13 protein-coding genes, 1 CRISPR repeat array and 1 other annotated feature are annotated in these 16,590 nt (G+C 51.0%); of the genes, 7 read left to right on the top strand and 6 right to left on the bottom strand.

Going from position 1 to position 16,590, the window contains the following annotated elements:
- Positions 1–351 precede the first annotated feature (351 nt).
- The 4 genes from NGM66_RS05240 to NGM66_RS05225 form a co-directional block, all read right to left on the bottom strand.
- Positions 352–831, bottom strand: coding sequence for a universal stress protein (locus NGM66_RS05240; protein WP_125575355.1), 480 nt, complete (start codon positions 829–831; stop codon positions 352–354).
- 96 nt (positions 832–927) lie between these two features.
- A complete protein-coding gene (locus NGM66_RS05235) occupies positions 928–1,215 on the bottom strand; it encodes a hypothetical protein (RefSeq protein WP_208910229.1) in 288 nt (95 codons plus the stop codon).
- A 527-nt stretch (positions 1,216–1,742) separates the two neighbouring features.
- Positions 1,743–2,996, bottom strand: a complete 1,254-nt coding sequence (locus NGM66_RS05230; protein WP_208911051.1) for a replication-associated recombination protein A — start codon at positions 2,994–2,996, stop codon at positions 1,743–1,745.
- Between the two features lie 43 nt (positions 2,997–3,039).
- Entirely contained in the window at positions 3,040–3,492 is a 453-nt protein-coding gene (locus tag NGM66_RS05225; protein ID WP_208910227.1) for a YueI family protein, read from the bottom strand.
- 78 nt (positions 3,493–3,570) lie between these two features.
- On the opposite strand from NGM66_RS05225, the gene NGM66_RS05220 reads away from it, so the two are divergent.
- Positions 3,571–4,170, top strand: coding sequence for a DUF1054 family protein (locus tag NGM66_RS05220; protein ID WP_208910225.1), 600 nt, complete (start codon positions 3,571–3,573; stop codon positions 4,168–4,170).
- 22 nt (positions 4,171–4,192) lie between these two features.
- Positions 4,193–5,236, top strand: coding sequence for an AI-2E family transporter (locus NGM66_RS05215; RefSeq protein WP_258115426.1), 1,044 nt, complete (start codon positions 4,193–4,195; stop codon positions 5,234–5,236).
- A 140-nt stretch (positions 5,237–5,376) separates the two neighbouring features.
- Here NGM66_RS05215 and rpsD read toward each other — a convergent pair whose 3' ends face one another.
- On the bottom strand, positions 5,377–5,982 hold the full coding sequence (gene rpsD, locus NGM66_RS05210) for a 30S ribosomal protein S4 (protein WP_208910111.1): 606 nt from the start codon (positions 5,980–5,982) through the stop codon (positions 5,377–5,379).
- 198 nt (positions 5,983–6,180) lie between these two features.
- Positions 6,181–6,651: a free L-methionine (R)-S-oxide reductase MsrC gene (gene msrC / locus NGM66_RS05205; RefSeq protein WP_208910102.1), complete on the bottom strand. Its 471-nt coding sequence runs from the start codon at positions 6,649–6,651 to the stop codon at positions 6,181–6,183.
- A 176-nt stretch (positions 6,652–6,827) separates the two neighbouring features.
- Between msrC and ezrA the strand changes: the two genes are divergently transcribed.
- From ezrA to NGM66_RS05180, 5 genes are all read left to right on the top strand, one after another.
- Positions 6,828–8,576: a septation ring formation regulator EzrA gene (gene ezrA, locus NGM66_RS05200; RefSeq protein ID WP_258115423.1), complete on the top strand. Its 1,749-nt coding sequence runs from the start codon at positions 6,828–6,830 to the stop codon at positions 8,574–8,576.
- 571 nt (positions 8,577–9,147) lie between these two features.
- Positions 9,148–10,293, top strand: a complete 1,146-nt coding sequence (locus NGM66_RS05195; protein ID WP_208910098.1) for a cysteine desulfurase family protein — start codon at positions 9,148–9,150, stop codon at positions 10,291–10,293.
- Between the two features lie 20 nt (positions 10,294–10,313).
- Positions 10,314–11,531, top strand: a complete 1,218-nt coding sequence (thiI, locus tag NGM66_RS05190) for a tRNA uracil 4-sulfurtransferase ThiI (RefSeq protein ID WP_208910096.1) — start codon at positions 10,314–10,316, stop codon at positions 11,529–11,531.
- A 157-nt stretch (positions 11,532–11,688) separates the two neighbouring features.
- A CRISPR array of direct repeats spans positions 11,689–12,632; the repeat unit is 28 nt; unit sequence GTATTCCCCACAGGTGTGGGGGTGATCC.
- Between the two features lie 177 nt (positions 12,633–12,809).
- Positions 12,810–13,319, top strand: coding sequence for a thiol peroxidase (tpx, locus tag NGM66_RS05185; protein ID WP_208910094.1), 510 nt, complete (start codon positions 12,810–12,812; stop codon positions 13,317–13,319).
- Positions 13,320–13,340: 21 nt separating this feature from the next.
- Positions 13,341–13,555, top strand: a binding site (T-box leader).
- A 69-nt stretch (positions 13,556–13,624) separates the two neighbouring features.
- Entirely contained in the window at positions 13,625–16,291 is a 2,667-nt protein-coding gene (locus NGM66_RS05180; protein ID WP_208910091.1) for a valine--tRNA ligase, read from the top strand.
- The last annotated feature ends 299 nt before the right edge of the window (positions 16,292–16,590 follow it).

Raw genomic sequence — 16,590 nt, 5'->3', positions numbered from 1 at the left:
ACCTGTCACGTAGCCGAGAGCGAGCTAAATTTGGACTCAGCCGTGGGAGTTTTCAAGTGATTTGCTTGGAAACTGGCGCCTTCGAGACGTGATTTTCGGCTCGAAGCGAGGTTGAAGACCGACTTTTGGCTTCGACCGGTCCTTCCCACAGCGTCACGGTCCAAATTTGGCGAACGGTAAGGCGACCAGCACGGATCACATGACATTCAAAGACTAATTTTGTCCCTGTAAACCCTAGTGTCACCATAAATCTAGCCACTTTCAAGCTTGTAACCTTTAGTTAATTTTAAAATGAAGGTAAACAAAAACGCCACTGCTCAGAGCAGCGACGTTTTTTAATTGCAATCTTTGTTAAGCTTCGGCGTGGGTAACCTTGGCCGGTTGGTTGTTGAGGTCTGTCCGTACCACGATGACGTCGCAAACGGCTGTCCGGGTAACATATTCAGTGACAGAACCAATCAAGAGGCGTTCCACGGCGTTTAACCCGGTGGCCCCAATCATAATCAGGTCCGTGTCATTATCACGCGGAACATCCCGTGCGATAATGGTCTTCGGTGCGCCGTATTCGATGGCGTAGTCAATGTTTGCCAGGCCATCAGCCTTCGCATCAGCCACGTACTTGTCGAGTGTCTTCTTTGCTGTTTCCGTAACTTGTTCAACCATGCTGGTATCGAAGCTGGAAATGTTTTGGAAAGCCCGCGTATCAACAACGTGAACGAGATGTAAATCAGCATCGTTACGCTTAGCCACAGCGACCGCTTTCTTGAAAGCTAATTCTGCTTCGTAGGAACCGTCAACTGGGACTAAAATGTGCTTGTATTGTTGTAACATATTGTTCACCTCTCATTACTTTATACTCTTATCATACGTTATTTAACGTGAAATAAAAAGCGAAATGGTCAAAAAATGAAAGAAAATTGAAACCGGTTACCCCTTAGGCAGCCACCGGACCAGAATCAATTGCAGGCCAATCACCACGATAACGCCGACTAGCAAAACGGCAGAAATGAAGATTGTGTTGTTCATCAGGGTGGCGACGGCGGCAACGACACCAACCAACATCATCAGGATGCCACCAATGCTTAAGACGTTACTGAGAGCAACGGATTCTTCGGGATGAAAAACCAGAAAGGCCCGTTTGCGATGGCTGTAAAAGTACCAGCCAATGCCAAGGGCTAAGAGGGTGTAGCAAATCATTAAAATCGTAATGGCCAAGGGATGACTCCTCCTTAAAAATTCGGTTCTGTGAGATTAAGTATACCCGATTACGCGCCAGAACCCAAGACTGAACCGCGGACACGTTCTACGGATTGGTTTTGGGCGATACTCTTTGGAAATATGACAGCCAGAATGGTTAAGCGTTTTTTCTGAGCGCTGAGACCGTTCTATGGCGCGGCCCCAGTGCCCACCGCATTTTGACGCGTCTCTAGCAAACGAGGCGGCCAAGATGACCAGTGTGACTGATTTACGGGCAAAAGAAAAAGACCATTCAAAGGAATGGCCTCCAAAGCAGAGCTTTGATGATCTAAGTGGTGCCGTTAATTGTCTAGTCATGTTGACCCGCGATGACAATGCAGGGGGGAAAGCTAGCTAGAGCGTCTGACTTCCAAGTGAAAAGGCATGTCATGTTCTCTAGCGTCTTGCAATCCCGTTTATAAATTACTTGATCGGCAACTTGTAGTGAGACAACGCGTACACCTTAGAACCATCTGTATATTAGCATATAAATATTAAAATTTCAATTAGTGATGTCGATTGGCGCGTAAAAGCCGCTGATATTGCTCGCCCAATTGCGTTTCGAATCGGCCGTTAGCCTTGGGATGGTAGTATTCCGCGTACTTGAGATCGTCCGGCAAGTATTGTTGCTGGACCCAATCACCAGGAAAATCATGGGGAAATTGGTAACCGTTCCCGTGACCCAGTTTCTTGGCGCCACTGTAATGCGCATCCTTGAGTTGGTCGGGAACTGCGCCGTTGTGGCCGTTCATGACGTCGGCCAGGGCCGCATCGACCGCGGCAATACCAGAATTAGACTTGGGCGACAGACAGAGCTCGATGACTGTATCGGCCAAAGGAATGCGGCCCTCAGGCAGCCCTAACTGTTGGGCCGCCTGTACGGCTTGGACCGTGCGTGCCGCTGCGGGAAGGTTGGCCATGCCGATGTCTTCATAGGCGATGACCATCAGCCGCCGGCAGATCGACGGCAGGTCGCCCGCCGCTACCAATTGCGCGAGGTAGTGTAGCGCGGCATCGGTGTCACTGCCTCGAATGGACTTTTGAAAGGCGGAAATCACGTCGTAGTGGGCGTCGCCATTTTTATCGCCGACCAGCGCCTTACGTTGGAAACAGGCTTCGGCCACGGCTAGGGTCACGTGAATCTGACCAGCATCATCTGGTGGCGTGGACTGCGCGGCCAATTCCAGACCATTCAGAGCGCTGCGCAAATCACCATTAGTGGCGCCGGCCATGAAGGCTAAGGCGTCGTCATCGACGTGCAAGTCGAGTTTCCCCAGGCCACGTTCTTTGTCAGTAATGGCGCGGTTTAACGCGGTCTTAATGTCATCGAGCGAGAGCGGGTGGACCTCAAAAATCTGTGTCCGGCTACGAATGGCGGGATTGATGTTGATGTAGGGATTCTCGGTGGTCGCGCCGATCAAGATGATGCGTCCGCTTTCCAGGTGAGGCAACAAGAAGTCTTGCTTGGTCTTGTCCAACCGGTGAATTTCATCCAACAGTAAGATGACGGTGCCACTCATTTTGGCTTCTTCGGCCACGACTTGCAAGTCCTTCTTGGAATCCGTGGCCGCGTTGAGCTTCCGGAAGGCGTACTTGGTAGATCCGGCGATTGCGCTGGCGATGCTGGTCTTCCCGGTGCCTGGTGGCCCGTATAAAATCATTGATGAAAGTAGCTTGGCCGCGACCATGCGGGCGATGATTTTGCCTGGCCCGACCAGGTCTTGCTGGCCAACGATGTCTTCCAGTCGCTGGGGCCGCATGCGGTAAGCTAAGGGATGTTGTGCCAAAAATGAGACTCCTTTCCTAGTGGCCGATTAATTTATCGAACCAACTTTTCTTGGGGGCAGTTGGTTTCTCTGCCGGCTTTTCAGGGTACTTTTTACTTAGACTAATTGGGTTTTGGTTGATGGCGGTGTCACTGGCCACGATCAGCCCTAAATCGCTGTCGTTAACGCCGTAGATGGTGTCTTGGCGAATCGTGAATTTGAGATTGTGTTGGCTCGCCAGCTTGAGGTAAGGGGCGAGGTCGGCCTGGTCAATGTGGCCGTTTAAGATGACCTGGTAATCCGGGTGCGCCGTGATTTCCGTGATAAAGGCGTCCAGGCTTTTTCGGTCCGTGACCTCCGCAATCGTCATTGCCAGCGAGACCCGTTCCCGGAAGGTGCCCAGGTAATGGCGTTGTTCGTCCGGATTGATCTTCGGGGTGCCGTAGACAGAATTCTGTAAGTGTTGCTCCATTTGACTCTTCTCAGCCATGCGTTTCCCTCTTTTCAAGTTAGTCCCACTAGTATACCATGGAATGGTGAAGAGTTTCAGGGAAGGAGACTTTACCAAATGTATGGGGATCAAGACTTTCACGTCTGGGATGACACCACGTTACCCGGGCGATTGGGAAAGATTCGCGCGCAAATTGACCCGAAGTTTCAGGCAACCGTTACGGACCTGGAACCGGTCTTTGCCAAATTAGCTGTGCCCATCTACGACCACATTTCTCAGCACCGTCGACGGTCTAAAAATCCGCCGCCAGATACCTGGGTGGCTTTTAGCACGTCGAAGCGGGGATACAAAATGTTGCCGCACATCGAGGTCGGTTTCTGGGACGACCGGTTCTTCATTTGGCTGGCCGTGTTGCAGGAGGCGAAGAACCGCCAGGCGCTGTTAAGCAGTCTGTCAGAAGACTTGGTCATGCAGCTGCCGGCCACGTTCGAATGTGGTGGGGACCACACCGACAAGAACTGTGGGCGACCGTTGACCCGGGAAACGTATCAAGAACTGATGCGTCAGCAGCCACAGCGATACGCCGAATGGCAGGTCGGGCGGAATTTTCTCCGCGGCAGTGCGTTTTTCACTGGCACGCCTGCCCAGCAGGTTCAGGTCATTCAAGACACGGTAGCGGCGCTCTTGCCGCTGTATGACCAATTGATCCGAATCTGATCGAAGTGAAGGGAGTTTTTCTGTGAGTAACTTATTCAAGCGGGTGTGGCAAAATCCGCTGACGATGACCTACATTGCCCTATTGTTACTGATCATCATTGCTTGGGAGGCCCACGCCTTCTTGTCGCTGGCCTTGTTCACGGTGATTTTTATTTATCTGGGGGATGCGGCAATCATGGGCATCGAGACCCATTTTCACGTGCACCATTTGTGGTCGACGCTACTGGTCTACGTCTTGTTTCTGGGTATCTTGGTGGCGGCATTCGGTCAAATCATTCCACCACTGGTTTCAGAAGCGTCGAACCTGCCGCATGCGATCGACAGAATCATTGTGACTTACCCGCAGCTACAGACGGACCTGACCCGGCTGATCAAACAGCTCTCGCAAAATGCTTCCGTCATCAGCAACGGCAAATCCATTTTGACGAGTGGAATGGGCCAGTTGTCGCGCTTCAGCTCGGGGGTCAAAACGATTCTGTTGGCGTTCTTCTTCAGCTTTATTTTTAATCTGACCAAGAATCAGTTGAAAACGTTTGTCCACGCCTTCACGAAAAGTCGGTTCGCTGGTCTATTCGTGCCGATGGGCCAGTTGATTTTAAAGTTCGTCCACATCTTCGGGACGGTTATCGAAACGCAACTGATCATCTGCACCATCAATACGATTCTGATGGTCTTGGGATTGTGGATCATTGGGATGCCGAGCCTGTTGATCCTGGGAATTATGATTTTCTTCCTGGGCCTGATTCCAGTGGCCGGGGTCTTGATCTCCTTAATTCCTTTGACAATTGTCGCCTTCTTGACGGGTGGCTTGATTCGCGTTGTGGCGGTTTTGGTATTGATAATCTTGATTCACATGTTCGAGTCGTATTTCTTACATCCACGGCTCATGGCCAACGCCACCAACCTGCCCATCTTTGTGACGTTCATCACCCTGATTATCAGCGAACGCATCTTTGGTGCTTGGGGCCTGATTGTCGGCGTGCCGCTAGTGGCGTTCTTCCTAGAAGTTTTTGACGTTCAGCTGAAGCCGCACCGGATTACCTCGGAGCAGGGGACGCAGAAGTGAGTAAAATAGAGCGCTGGACTGTTTTGTCTGGCGTTTTTTTGAATATGACAACCGTTAGTATTTAAGCTGGAATCAAGTCAAAAACGGTACAAAAAAATCCCGCCCAAAGGCGAGATTCTTTAAACCAGTCAGAATTAATCTTAACGGTTGTAGTATTCAACGATAAGAGATTCGTCAAGTTCTGCGTCTAATTCTTCACGTTGAGGGAAGCGGGTAAGGGAACCTTCCAGCTTGTCAGCGTCGAATTGAACGTATTGTGGACGACCAACAACGGCTTCAACAGCGCCCTTGATGATGGCCATGTCCTTGGACTTTTCACGAACGGAGATGACTTGGCCAACTTCGACTTCGTATGAAGGGATGTCAACGCGCTTGCCATCAACAGTGATGTGACCATGGTTAACCAATTGACGAGCTTGACGACGAGTCGTTGCCAAACCTAAACGGTAAACCACGTTGTCCAGACGACGTTCGAGCAAGATTAAGAAGTTAGTACCATGGGTACCTTCAGAGATCTTGCCGGCACGCTTGAACAAGTTGTAGAATTGACGTTCAGTCATGCCGTAAGTGAACCGGAGCTTTTGCTTTTCACGCAATTGCGTACCGTATTCAGATAACTTTTGACGACGACCTTGACCATGATCACCAGGTGCGTAAGGACGACGGTTTAATTCTTTACCAGTGCCGGAAAGGGATACCCCTAAACGACGGGAAATACGCCAGCTTGGGCCAGTGTAACGAGACATAGATAGTTCCTCCAATAAAATATTATTTGGAGTAAAATAAGCTGTTTATAAGTTTAGTATTCGTGCAGGTTGCTTTGCAAGTTTCACCCTATGCAGCCGCAGGTTACTTCTTGAACCAATGTAACGGCAACAATCTGTTGACGAGCTTACCACTTATCGCTGCATTATTTTACACAACGACCAGTATAACCAGAAAGCCTACTGCTTGTCAACGTGTTTTAACAAAACGTGGGCAAATTCTTCCAAAACGGCTTGGTCTTCGGCGCTGAACCGGTCCAAGCTAGGGGAGTCAATGTCCATGACGCCTAGGGGCTCACCATTGGCTAAAATCAAAGGGACCACGACTTCGGAATTGCTGGCGGAGTCGCAGGCAATGTGACCGGCAAATTTGTGCACGTCGGCAACCCGTTGAACCGTCTGTGTTGCCAGGGCTGTCCCGCAGACGCCGCGGTTGTTTTCAATGTGGACACAAGCCACGTTACCCTGGAAGGGGCCTAAGATGAGGTCGTCGGTGGCCGGTTGGTAGAGATAAAAGCCGGCCCAGTTCACATCGTCGAGCGTCTGCTTCAGTAGCGCTGAGGCGTTGGCCAGGTTAGCGACCAAGTTGGTCTCGCCGTGCAAGAGGGCATCGAGTTGTTCGGTGATTAAAGAATTTATTGCTTCACTCATAGAAAGGCCTCCAAAGTTTAAAGATTAAATTATTCCGATATAGGTAAAAATGACTAGGGAATCGTGAAAACCTAGTGAAGCCTAGGCGTGACTTATGCTATAATCGAAATTAGATTAAATTGTAAAATGAACCGAGCGATTTTGCAACTCGTTAAACGTTGAAATGCTGATGAAGGATGGGGTCAATTATGGTAGGTGTGTTGATTGGAATCGTGATCCTTGCGATTGTCGTCTACGTGGGTGTGCTGATATATCAGCAGCGTATTCGTAAACAAGTCACGGCGTTAACCACAAAAAAAGAATCGATGGTGGCTATTCCGCTAACGGATGAGCTCAACTTGGTCGGAAAGCTAAGCCTAACCGGCCAATCGTTGGCGCAGTTCCAACAGCTACAAGCCGACTATCAAGACATTACGGAGAACCGCTTCAAGCGCATCGACCAGGAGTTATCCCAACTCATGGCTGATTCGCGGGGCGTCAATCTCCTACAATTGCGCCAGCGCCTCGCTAAAATTACCTTATTGGTTAACCAAACTGACACATTGGTTCAAGAAGTACAGGCGCATTTAGCAAGCCTGCAAGAAGTGGATAAGCAACACCGTGAGGCCGTCCATGAATTGGAAAAGAAATACCAGGACTTGCGGAAAACGTTATTGGCCAAGAACTTTGCGTTTGGTCCCAGCATTGACGGCCTAGAGGAACGGTTAGGCCAGTTGGAAGGCAACTTTGACACCTTTACCCGGCTGACCCAAGAAGGCGACCACGAGCGGGCAGCGGACGTTTTAAGCCAATTACAAACGGACACCACGAACCTGGAAGACTTGATTGCGGCAATTCCACCATTGTATAAAGACTTGACGGTGGTTTACCCGGATCAAGTCAAGGAATTGAAGGGCGGCTACCAGCAATTGGCCGCGGACCATTACCAATTCGGTGACCAAGATGTCCCGGGGTTGATTCAAGACGTCGAGGAACACATCAAGGACAACGCCAACACGCTGGCGGAATTGCGCCCATCTGACGCGGCGGTCGTGAATGACCGGATCGCCAAGCAGATCGACCACATTTATGACGTGATGCAGACGGAAATGGATGCCAAGGAACCAGTCAACAAGAATCTGGACCGCGTGGCCAAGTTCATTGCCCATGCGCAAAACCAGAGTCACTCACTGTTAAATGAGCTGGACCGGTTGAGTCAAAACTACACGCTGGACCACCAAGAGTTGGAAACGGCGCGGGAGTTGAATGAGCAGCTGCGTCACATCGACGGCACGTACCAACAAGACGTGCAAGCACTCAGTGGCAAACAGGCGGTGTACTCCCAAGTGTTGGCCCACCAAAATCAACAGGAAAAAGACCTGAAACAGATTGAAGAACAACAGGCAGATATTTTGAAGAGCGTGGCTGGCTTGGCCGATGAAGAACGACAAGCCCGTGACACCCTGCAACAGTTTGATTTCAATCTACATAGTTTACGGCGGCAAGTGGAGAACCTGAATTTGCCGGGGATTCCCCAAGAATATTTGGATTACTTCTTCGTGGTACGTGACGAGGTGGCACAGTTGGCGACCGACATGGACCAACCCCAGATTGATATGGAACGGATCACCAAACAACTATTGATTATTCAAACTGATTTGGACACGCTCCAAGAAAAGACCGATGACTTGGTCGACAGTTCGCAGTTGGCAGAACAACTCCTGCAATACGCGAACCGTTACCAAACCAGTCACGAGGACGTGGCTGAGGCCAGTCGCACCGCGGCCGATTTGTTCGAGCACAAGTACCAGTACGCCCAGGCGTTAGAAACTATCGCCACGGCGCTGGAACAGGTCGAACCCGGCGCCTACAAACGATTGGAAGACGCCTATTACGACCGTAAAGGCACGGCAAAACCCAAACGCCGGCAAACTGAACAAGATTAGTAGATGAAGAAGCGCTATTCGGACCCCATCCGGTAGTGCTTCTTTTGTTTCGCGTTCGAGATCGATGTTAACCAGGAGCTTTGTCGGGAAACGGCGGCTAGAAAAGCGGAATTACGCGGTGTCTTAAAAAAACAAATAACTTTGAAATTAATTGCGAGTGTTCTGTTTTTAGGCTGATTAATATTGATGGATAGTAATTTAGTAAGAGTTTGTTGATCTGATGTGAATGTTGAAGTCGGCTAATACGGATTACTAAACAGATTGGTACTGACAAACACTCTGTAGCCGAAAGTTCGGCAACTATAAGTTCAGTCGAGGAGACCGCTTTGTGGCTCGACCCGTCAGCCCACAGCAATCCAGTCTCATCGTTGCCGAACGGTCAGGCGGCCAGACCATCCGGTGTTGCTGAGAATAGCAAATTTAAGATTAATACCTATTCGGTGGTGGTAAGGTATCGCTTACACGGAAGTACTTCTGGCTGAAAGGCTTGTGGTTAGCAACGTTTGTGTTTATAATGAAAAGGAATTTCTATTGGAGTCGAACCAATTAGAAAAGGATAAGAGGGTTCAGCATGATTTATTTTGATAACAGTGCGACCACTAAGGCAGCGCCCGAAGTGGTTGATACTTACGCGAAGGTCAGCGCAAATTACTGGGGTAACCCATCAAGTTTGCACAAATTTGGTGAACAGGCATTTAACCTGTTGGAGCAGTCCCGCCAGCAAATCGCTGACTTAGTGGGTGCCAAGCTGAGTGAGATTCTCTTCACCAGTGGCGGTACCGAAGGCGATAACTGGGCCATCAAGGGAACGGCCATGGCCAAACGTGAATTTGGCAACCACCTGATCACCACCGAGGTGGAACATCCCGCCGTGCACAATTCCATGGAACAGCTGAAGCAAGAGGGCTTTGAAGTGACCTACCTGCCCGTTGATGAAAACGGCCGGGTCTCCGCAGATGACTTGCGGGCGGCCATCAAGCCCACCACGATTCTGGTCTCTACGATGGCCGTCAACAATGAAATCGGTGCGGTCCAACCGCTCGACGAAATTGCGGCCGTCATGCGGGACTTTCCCCGGATTCACTGGCACATCGATGCTGTTCAGGGAATCGGTAAGGGCTTAGCCGACAAGATCTTTAATGATCGGGTCGACTTCGTCACGTTCTCTGGGCATAAGTTCCATGCGCCCCGCGGGATTGGCTTCATGTACAAACGCCAAGGCCGGAAAATCACGCCGCTGATGGCCGGTGGGGGTCAGGAACGGAATCTGCGTTCTGGGACCGAAAACCTGCCAGCAATCGCCGCAATGGCCAAGGCCTTACGCTTGTTACTCAATGACGAAGCGGCCAAGGTCCAACGGCAACGCGACATTCGGTTGGCTATCTTGCATCATGTGGAAAAATTCCCGAACGTGACGATTTTCTCCAAGGATCTGCCCGTCTTTGCGCCGCACATCTTGTGTTTCGCAATTGCCGGTGTCCGTGGCGAAACCATCGTCCACGCCTTCGAGGAACACGACATCTACATTTCCACGACCAGCGCTTGCTCTTCCAAGAAGCACGTGGAGTCCAGTACGTTACAGGCCATGAAGGTCGACGATGGCATTGCCACCAGTGCCGTGCGGATCTCACTGGACGAACACAACACCATGGCGGAAGCCGAGAAATTTAACCAAGTCTTTGACGAACTTTACACGCAATTTGCCAAGTTAAGCTAAATCACGAAAGGGGTCGCGCAATGGAATATAGTGAAATTATGGTCCGTTACGGCGAGCTGTCGACGAAGGGGAAAAACAAAAAAGACTTCATCAAACAGCTTGGCCAAAACGTCCGTAAGGCGCTCAGCAGTTTTGAGGGCCTAGAAGTAAAAGCACAACACGATCGCTTGCACGTTACCTTGAACGGGGAAGATTCAGATGCCGTCATGAACCGGTTGAAGGGTGTTTTCGGGATTGAAAATTTCTCGCCATCGGTCAAGGTGGACAAAGATATCGATGCCATCAAGGAAACGGCCGTGGCAATGGTCAAAGAGGCCTTCAAGCCAGGGATGACCTTTAAAATCAACACCCGGCGGCAAGACAAGGAATTTGCCTACGATACCTATCAAATGAACGAAATCCTGGGGAGCACGATTCTGGAAAGCGTGCCGGGATTAACGGTTCAAATGAAGCACCCGGACCTGGAGTTACGGGTCGAAGTGCGGATGAACGGGGTCTTCCTGTCTGGCGAAACCATTCAGGGGGCTGGCGGTTTGCCAGTCGGTACCGGTGGTAAGGCGGTCATGATGTTGTCTGGGGGAATTGACTCCCCAGTCGCGTCCTACTACGCGTTGCGCCGTGGCGTTAAGATCGACATGGTCCACTTCTACAGTCCGCCATACACGTCCGAACAAGCCCTGGCCAAGGCCAAGGAACTGACGGCGCGGTTGGCCGGTTACTCGGGTGGTATTCAGTTCATCCAGGTGCCATTTGCCAAGATCCAAGAGACCATCAAGGAAAGGGTGCCCGAGGGCTATCTGATGACGGTTCAACGGCGCTTGATGCTACGGTTGACGGCGGCTATCGCTGAAATGCGGCACGCCAAGGGAATCTTCAACGGTGAATCCCTGGGCCAAGTGGCGTCACAGACGCTGGAAAGTATGGCGGCCATTAATGATGTGACGTCTATGCCAATCTTGCGGCCGCTGCTGTCCATGGACAAGACGGAAATCATCAAGGTTGCCGAAAATATTGACACCTATGACCTGTCTATCCTGCCATACGAGGACTGCTGTACCATCTTCACGCCGCCAGCACCCAAGACGCATCCGAGCCTGGAAAAGTCCCGGAAGTACGAGGGCTACATCGACGTAGATGGTCTGATGAAAGAGGCACTGGACGGCATTGTCATCACAGAAATCCGGCCAGGAGACAACTACCTCAATCAAAATGAAGATGTCTTCGCTGAATTACTATAAGTAAAAATGAAGCCCAGGTGGGATGACTGCCTGGGCTTTTCGTCATGAGAAATTTGGTTGAGAATCCAGCGAAGTTAAGGTATGCTGGTAAAAACAAGTTAAACAAAATTCGGGTTTTCGCAAAATCAGAATGCCGGTCTGACGGGATTTGTTTAGTGTATTCCCCACAGGTGTGGGGGTGATCCTAAGTCCGATGTGAGTCAGGAGCAGGTGGACACGTATTCCCCACAGGTGTGGGGGTGATCCCTGCTCGCGGTTATCTGCCATCAGCTGCTCCTGGTATTCCCCACAGGTGTGGGGGTGATCCCGGCTCTTACGCGTCAAAAATGGGCCATAGAATGTATTCCCCACAGGTGTGGGGGTGATCCCAGTAATGACCCCAATGCTAACAGCAAGAATTGGTATTCCCCACAGGTGTGGGGGTGATCCCATCCGTCTTCACCACTAACTTCACATAGGCGGGTATTCCCCACAGGTGTGGGGGTGATCCTATCAGTGACGTTGCGCAAGTAATTTTTGCCGAGTATTCCCCACAGGTGTGGGGGTGATCCCCCCCGACGATATAGCCACTCTGCTTCCTTGCGGTATTCCCCACAGGTGTGGGGGTGATCCTTTCTTCGAAGGCTGCTTTTGTCAAGTTTTGGTGTATTCCCCACAGGTGTGGGGGTGATCCCAAACGGTCATGACGGACAACAAGTTCTTGCCGGTATTCCCCACAGGTGTGGGGGTGATCCCGCTTTAAGTTCGACAAACATATTCAAGCTTAAGTATTCCCCACAGGTGTGGGGGTGATCCTCAAAGCGAGCCACCCCTTGCTATGCTATAATTGTATTCCCCACAGGTGTGGGGGTGATCCCCATGCCGCAACTTGGGAAGCGCTGGCGCTGAAGTATTCCCCACAGGTGTGGGGGTGATCCCGCTGATGATACAGCTCACATCATCCATGAGGTGGTATTCCCCACAGGTGTGGGGGTGATCCTGCGTTAACAGGGTCGGATCTTAAAAAAGTGGTGTATTCCCCACAGGTGTGGGGGTGATCCCAAACGCCGGTGGCAGAGCCAAGAATGGTGGGAGTATTCCCCACAGGTGTGGGGGTGATGCCAGGTAGCCGTACGCCATGATAGCAAGCGCACTGCTATTCCCGCAGCCGGTCAGAACACGTCGTCCAGAGTTTTTCATGATTTTATGGCAAAATGCTTGTCATTACCCCCGGAGTTGCGCGATAATTGGTGTAACTAATCGGTGAGAGCCGATAAACAACTGAAGGGGTTGATCTGCGTGGAAGTCACACGACTCGGCGATACATTCTCCTTGTCTGGTACGTTGCCAGAAGTAGGAGATCAGTTACCAAAGTTTAAGGTATTCGATCAGGAAAATAAGAAGGTCAAGACCGCCAATTTGATTGGCAAAGTTACCCTGATTAGCGTTGTTCCAGACCTGGATACACCAGTATGTACGATTCAAACGCGAAAGTTCACCCAGCAGGCGGATCACTATCCAGATGCGCGTTTTGCCACGATTTCGAACAATTCTATTGCCGAACAGACTGGCTGGTGCGCGGCTCAGGGTGTCGAAAACGTCGATTTGTTGTCAGACGAAGAATTGTCGTTTGGCTACGAAATGGGCCTGTACGTCCCGAACTTAGGTAACTTGGCGCGGTCGATTTGGATCATCGATGAGACGGGTAAGATCGTTTACCGGCAAATTGTGACTGAACAAACTGACGAACCCGACTATCTGGCGGCTATTGATGCCCTGGAAAAGTTGGTCAAACGTGTTGACCTTTAGTCAGAAATTGCGTAAACTGTGAAAGTAGCATTGAGCAAGTCAGTAGCGTGAGACCGTCTGTCATAGCGAGCCGGGAATGGTGGAAACCTGGTGAGACGCTTGCGTGAACGTAGCTTGTGAGCTGTTGGGCTGAACCCAAAAGTAAGCCAAACCGGAGCACTCTCCGTTAACAAAGAAGTTAAGTGGGGCATGAACGCCCAATTTAGGTGGTACCGCGAAGACTCTTCGTCCTAATTTTTAGGATGAGGAGTCTTTTTTTACGCCTAGATCGTTAGCTTCCGTAGCCAAGAAAGGAATTGAATCAAATGGCAGATAAGCAAATTGATATGCCAACTAAGTATGATCCGACCGCCGTTGAAGCGGGTCGGTACCAGACTTGGCTGGACGAAGATGTTTTCAAACCCAGTGGGGATAAAAAGGCGACCCCTTATTCCATCGTCTTACCACCGCCAAATGTCACAGGTAAACTGCATTTAGGCCACGCCTGGGACACCACGTTACAAGACATGATCATCCGGCAAAAGCGGATGCAAGGCTTCGACACGTTATGGGTACCGGGGATGGACCATGCCGGTATCGCCACGCAAGCCAAGGTGGAAGCCCGGTTGCGTGAACAAGGCATTACCCGTTACGACCTCGGCCGGGAAAAGTTTGTCGACAAGGTTTGGGAATGGAAAGACGAATACGCCGCGACCATTCACAAACAGTGGGCCAAGATGGGGTTGTCCATGGACTACTCTCGTGAACGGTTCACGCTGGACGACGGCCTGTCTGACGCGGTCAAGAAGGTCTTCGTAACCCTTTACAAGAAGGGCCTCATCTACCGTGGCGAATACATCATCAACTGGGATCCGCAAGCCCGGACAGCGCTGTCCGATATCGAAGTTATTCACCAAGACGACAAAGGGGCCTTCTACCACGTGAAGTACCCATTTGCTGACCCTGACTTCACCTTCAACGGCAAGCACTACATTGAAATTGCGACGACGCGGCCTGAAACCATGATGGGGGACACCGCCGTGGCCGTTAACCCCGACGATGACCGTTACAAGGAATTGGTTGGCAAGGAAGTTGTCTTGCCTTTGGCCAACCGCAACATTCCAATCATCGCTGACCAATACGTTGATATCAACTTTGGGACCGGGATGGTGAAGATCACTCCAGCCCATGACCCGAACGACTTCTTAGTTGGTAACCGTCACAACCTGGAACGCATCAACACCATGAACGAAGACGCCTCAATGAACGAGAAGGCTGGCAAATACGCTGGCATGGATCGTTTTGACGCCCGTAAGGCCATGGTCGCTGATTTGGACGACCAAGGGTTACTGTTAAAGGTCGACCCAATCGTCCATTCCGTTGGGCATTCCGAACGGACCGGGGTCCAAGTCGAAGCCCGGTTATCAACGCAGTGGTTCGTGAAGATGAAGCCATTGGCCGAAGCCGCCATTAAGAACCAGCAGGGTGACGATGCGGTCGACTTTGTGCCAGAACGATTTGAACATACCTTCACGCAATGGATGGAAAACGTTCACGACTGGGTCATTTCACGGCAACTCTGGTGGGGTCACCGGATTCCAGCCTGGTACAACAAAAAGACCGGCGAAGTTTACGTCGACGAAAAAGCACCGAAGGACATCGAAAACTGGGAACAAGATCCCGACGTCTTGGACACCTGGTTCTCCAGTGCCCTGTGGCCATTCTCCACGATGGGTTGGCCAAATGAGGATAGCGCTGATTTCAAACGTTACTTCCCAACCGACACGTTAGTTACCGGTTACGATATCATCTTCTTCTGGGTTTCCCGGATGATCTTCCAAAGCCTGGAATTCACTGGCAAGCGGCCATTTAAACACGTGCTCTTACACGGGCTGATTCGGGCCGAAGACGGGCGCAAGATGAGTAAGTCTTTGGGCAACGGGATCGACCCCATGGACGTCATCGACAAGTACGGTGCCGATGCACTGCGGTGGTTCTTATCCACTGGGTCGACGGCGGGGCAAGACGTGCGGTTCAGCTATGACAAGATGGACGCAGCCTGGAACTTCATCAACAAGATCTGGAATGCCAGCCGGTTTGTCATCATGAACTTGGGCGAGAACACCAAGCCAATCGTGCCTGCCGCTGACAAGTGGGACCTGACTGACAAGTGGATCTTGAGCCGCTTGAATGACACGGTCAAGCACGTTACGGAAATGTTTGACAAGTTTGAGTTCGGTGAAGCCGGCCGTTCCCTCTACAACTTCATTTGGAACGACTTCTGTGATTGGTACATCGAAATGAGTAAGGAAGTCTTGAACGGCGATGACGCGGCGGCTAAGGCTACCAAGCAGGACCTGTTGGCCTACGTGTTAGACCAGACCTTACGCCTGTTACAACCAATCATGCCATTCGTGACGGAAGCCATTTGGCAAGCCATGCCACATGACGGGCAATCCCTAGTGACGGCGGCTTACCCAGTCGATCACCCAGAATTCGACAACGCCACGGCGGAAACGGATATGACCAGCCTGATCGACTTGATCAAGGCCGTCCGGAACATCCGGGCCGAAGCTAACGCGCCAATGTCCACACCAATCGACTTGCAGATCAAGTCCAGTGACGACAAGCTACAACACGTCTTCGAGACCAACCGCGACTACATCGACCGGTTCGTTCACCCGAAGGACTTGCAAATTGGCGCCGACCTGGTCGCACCGAAGCTAGCCATGACGGCGGTCATCACTGGCGCCGAAGTCTCGGTCCCACTGGCCGAATTGGTTGACTTGAACGATGAGGCCAAGCGTCTGGACAAGGAAGTTGCCAAGTTCACGTCTGAAGTGGAACGGGCAACCAAGAAGTTAGGCAACGAACGCTTCGTCGCCAACGCGCCAGAAGACGTGGTCAACGCGGAACGCGAAAAGCAAGCTGATAACGAAAAGAAGTTGGCCGCAACCAAGCAACGGTTGGCTGACATCAAGGCACAACTTTAATTAGAGGGTGAAACGTTAATTCGTAAATCTGCGGACGATAGCGTTCGAACTCTTAAGAGTAGCGAAACCAGTTGCCTTCAGCGAGTTAGCATGTGTCAGTAACGATGTGCTAGTTCAGGAACAGGTATTAGCCTATTAATTTTAAAATGAAGTGGAACGCTAATCGGTGACGGTTGGGGTTCCACTTTTTGTATGGGTCAATCGAGTTTGTCTGGCGAGGCGTCTAAGTTAACCAGGAGTTTGTCAGTCTTGGGGATGATTGGTTCTCAAGGCCATTGCTGATAGTAATTGAGACTGAT

It is taken from the genome of Levilactobacillus yiduensis, assembly GCF_024718525.1.
Lineage (GTDB): Bacteria > Bacillota > Bacilli > Lactobacillales > Lactobacillaceae > Levilactobacillus > Levilactobacillus yiduensis.
The sequence above is the reverse complement of the archived record's forward strand: the minus strand, read 5'-3'. Positions and strand labels throughout refer to the sequence as shown.

Coding starts and splice junctions, on each gene's coding strand:
- ezrA (WP_258115423.1), top strand. CDS start 6,828: ATGGGGTCAATTATGGTAGGTGTGTTGATTGGAATCGTGATCCTTGCG.
- NGM66_RS05225 (WP_208910227.1), bottom strand. CDS start 3,492: ATGGCTGAGAAGAGTCAAATGGAGCAACACTTACAGAATTCTGTCTAC.
- msrC (WP_208910102.1), bottom strand. CDS start 6,651: ATGAGTGAAGCAATAAATTCTTTAATCACCGAACAACTCGATGCCCTC.
- NGM66_RS05180 (WP_208910091.1), top strand. CDS start 13,625: ATGGCAGATAAGCAAATTGATATGCCAACTAAGTATGATCCGACCGCC.
- NGM66_RS05230 (WP_208911051.1), bottom strand. CDS start 2,996: ATGCGGCCCCAGCGACTGGAAGACATCGTTGGCCAGCAAGACCTGGTC.
- NGM66_RS05195 (WP_208910098.1), top strand. CDS start 9,148: ATGATTTATTTTGATAACAGTGCGACCACTAAGGCAGCGCCCGAAGTG.
- NGM66_RS05240 (WP_125575355.1), bottom strand. CDS start 831: ATGTTACAACAATACAAGCACATTTTAGTCCCAGTTGACGGTTCCTAC.
- thiI (WP_208910096.1), top strand. CDS start 10,314: ATGGAATATAGTGAAATTATGGTCCGTTACGGCGAGCTGTCGACGAAG.
- NGM66_RS05220 (WP_208910225.1), top strand. CDS start 3,571: ATGTATGGGGATCAAGACTTTCACGTCTGGGATGACACCACGTTACCC.
- rpsD (WP_208910111.1), bottom strand. CDS start 5,982: ATGTCTCGTTACACTGGCCCAAGCTGGCGTATTTCCCGTCGTTTAGGG.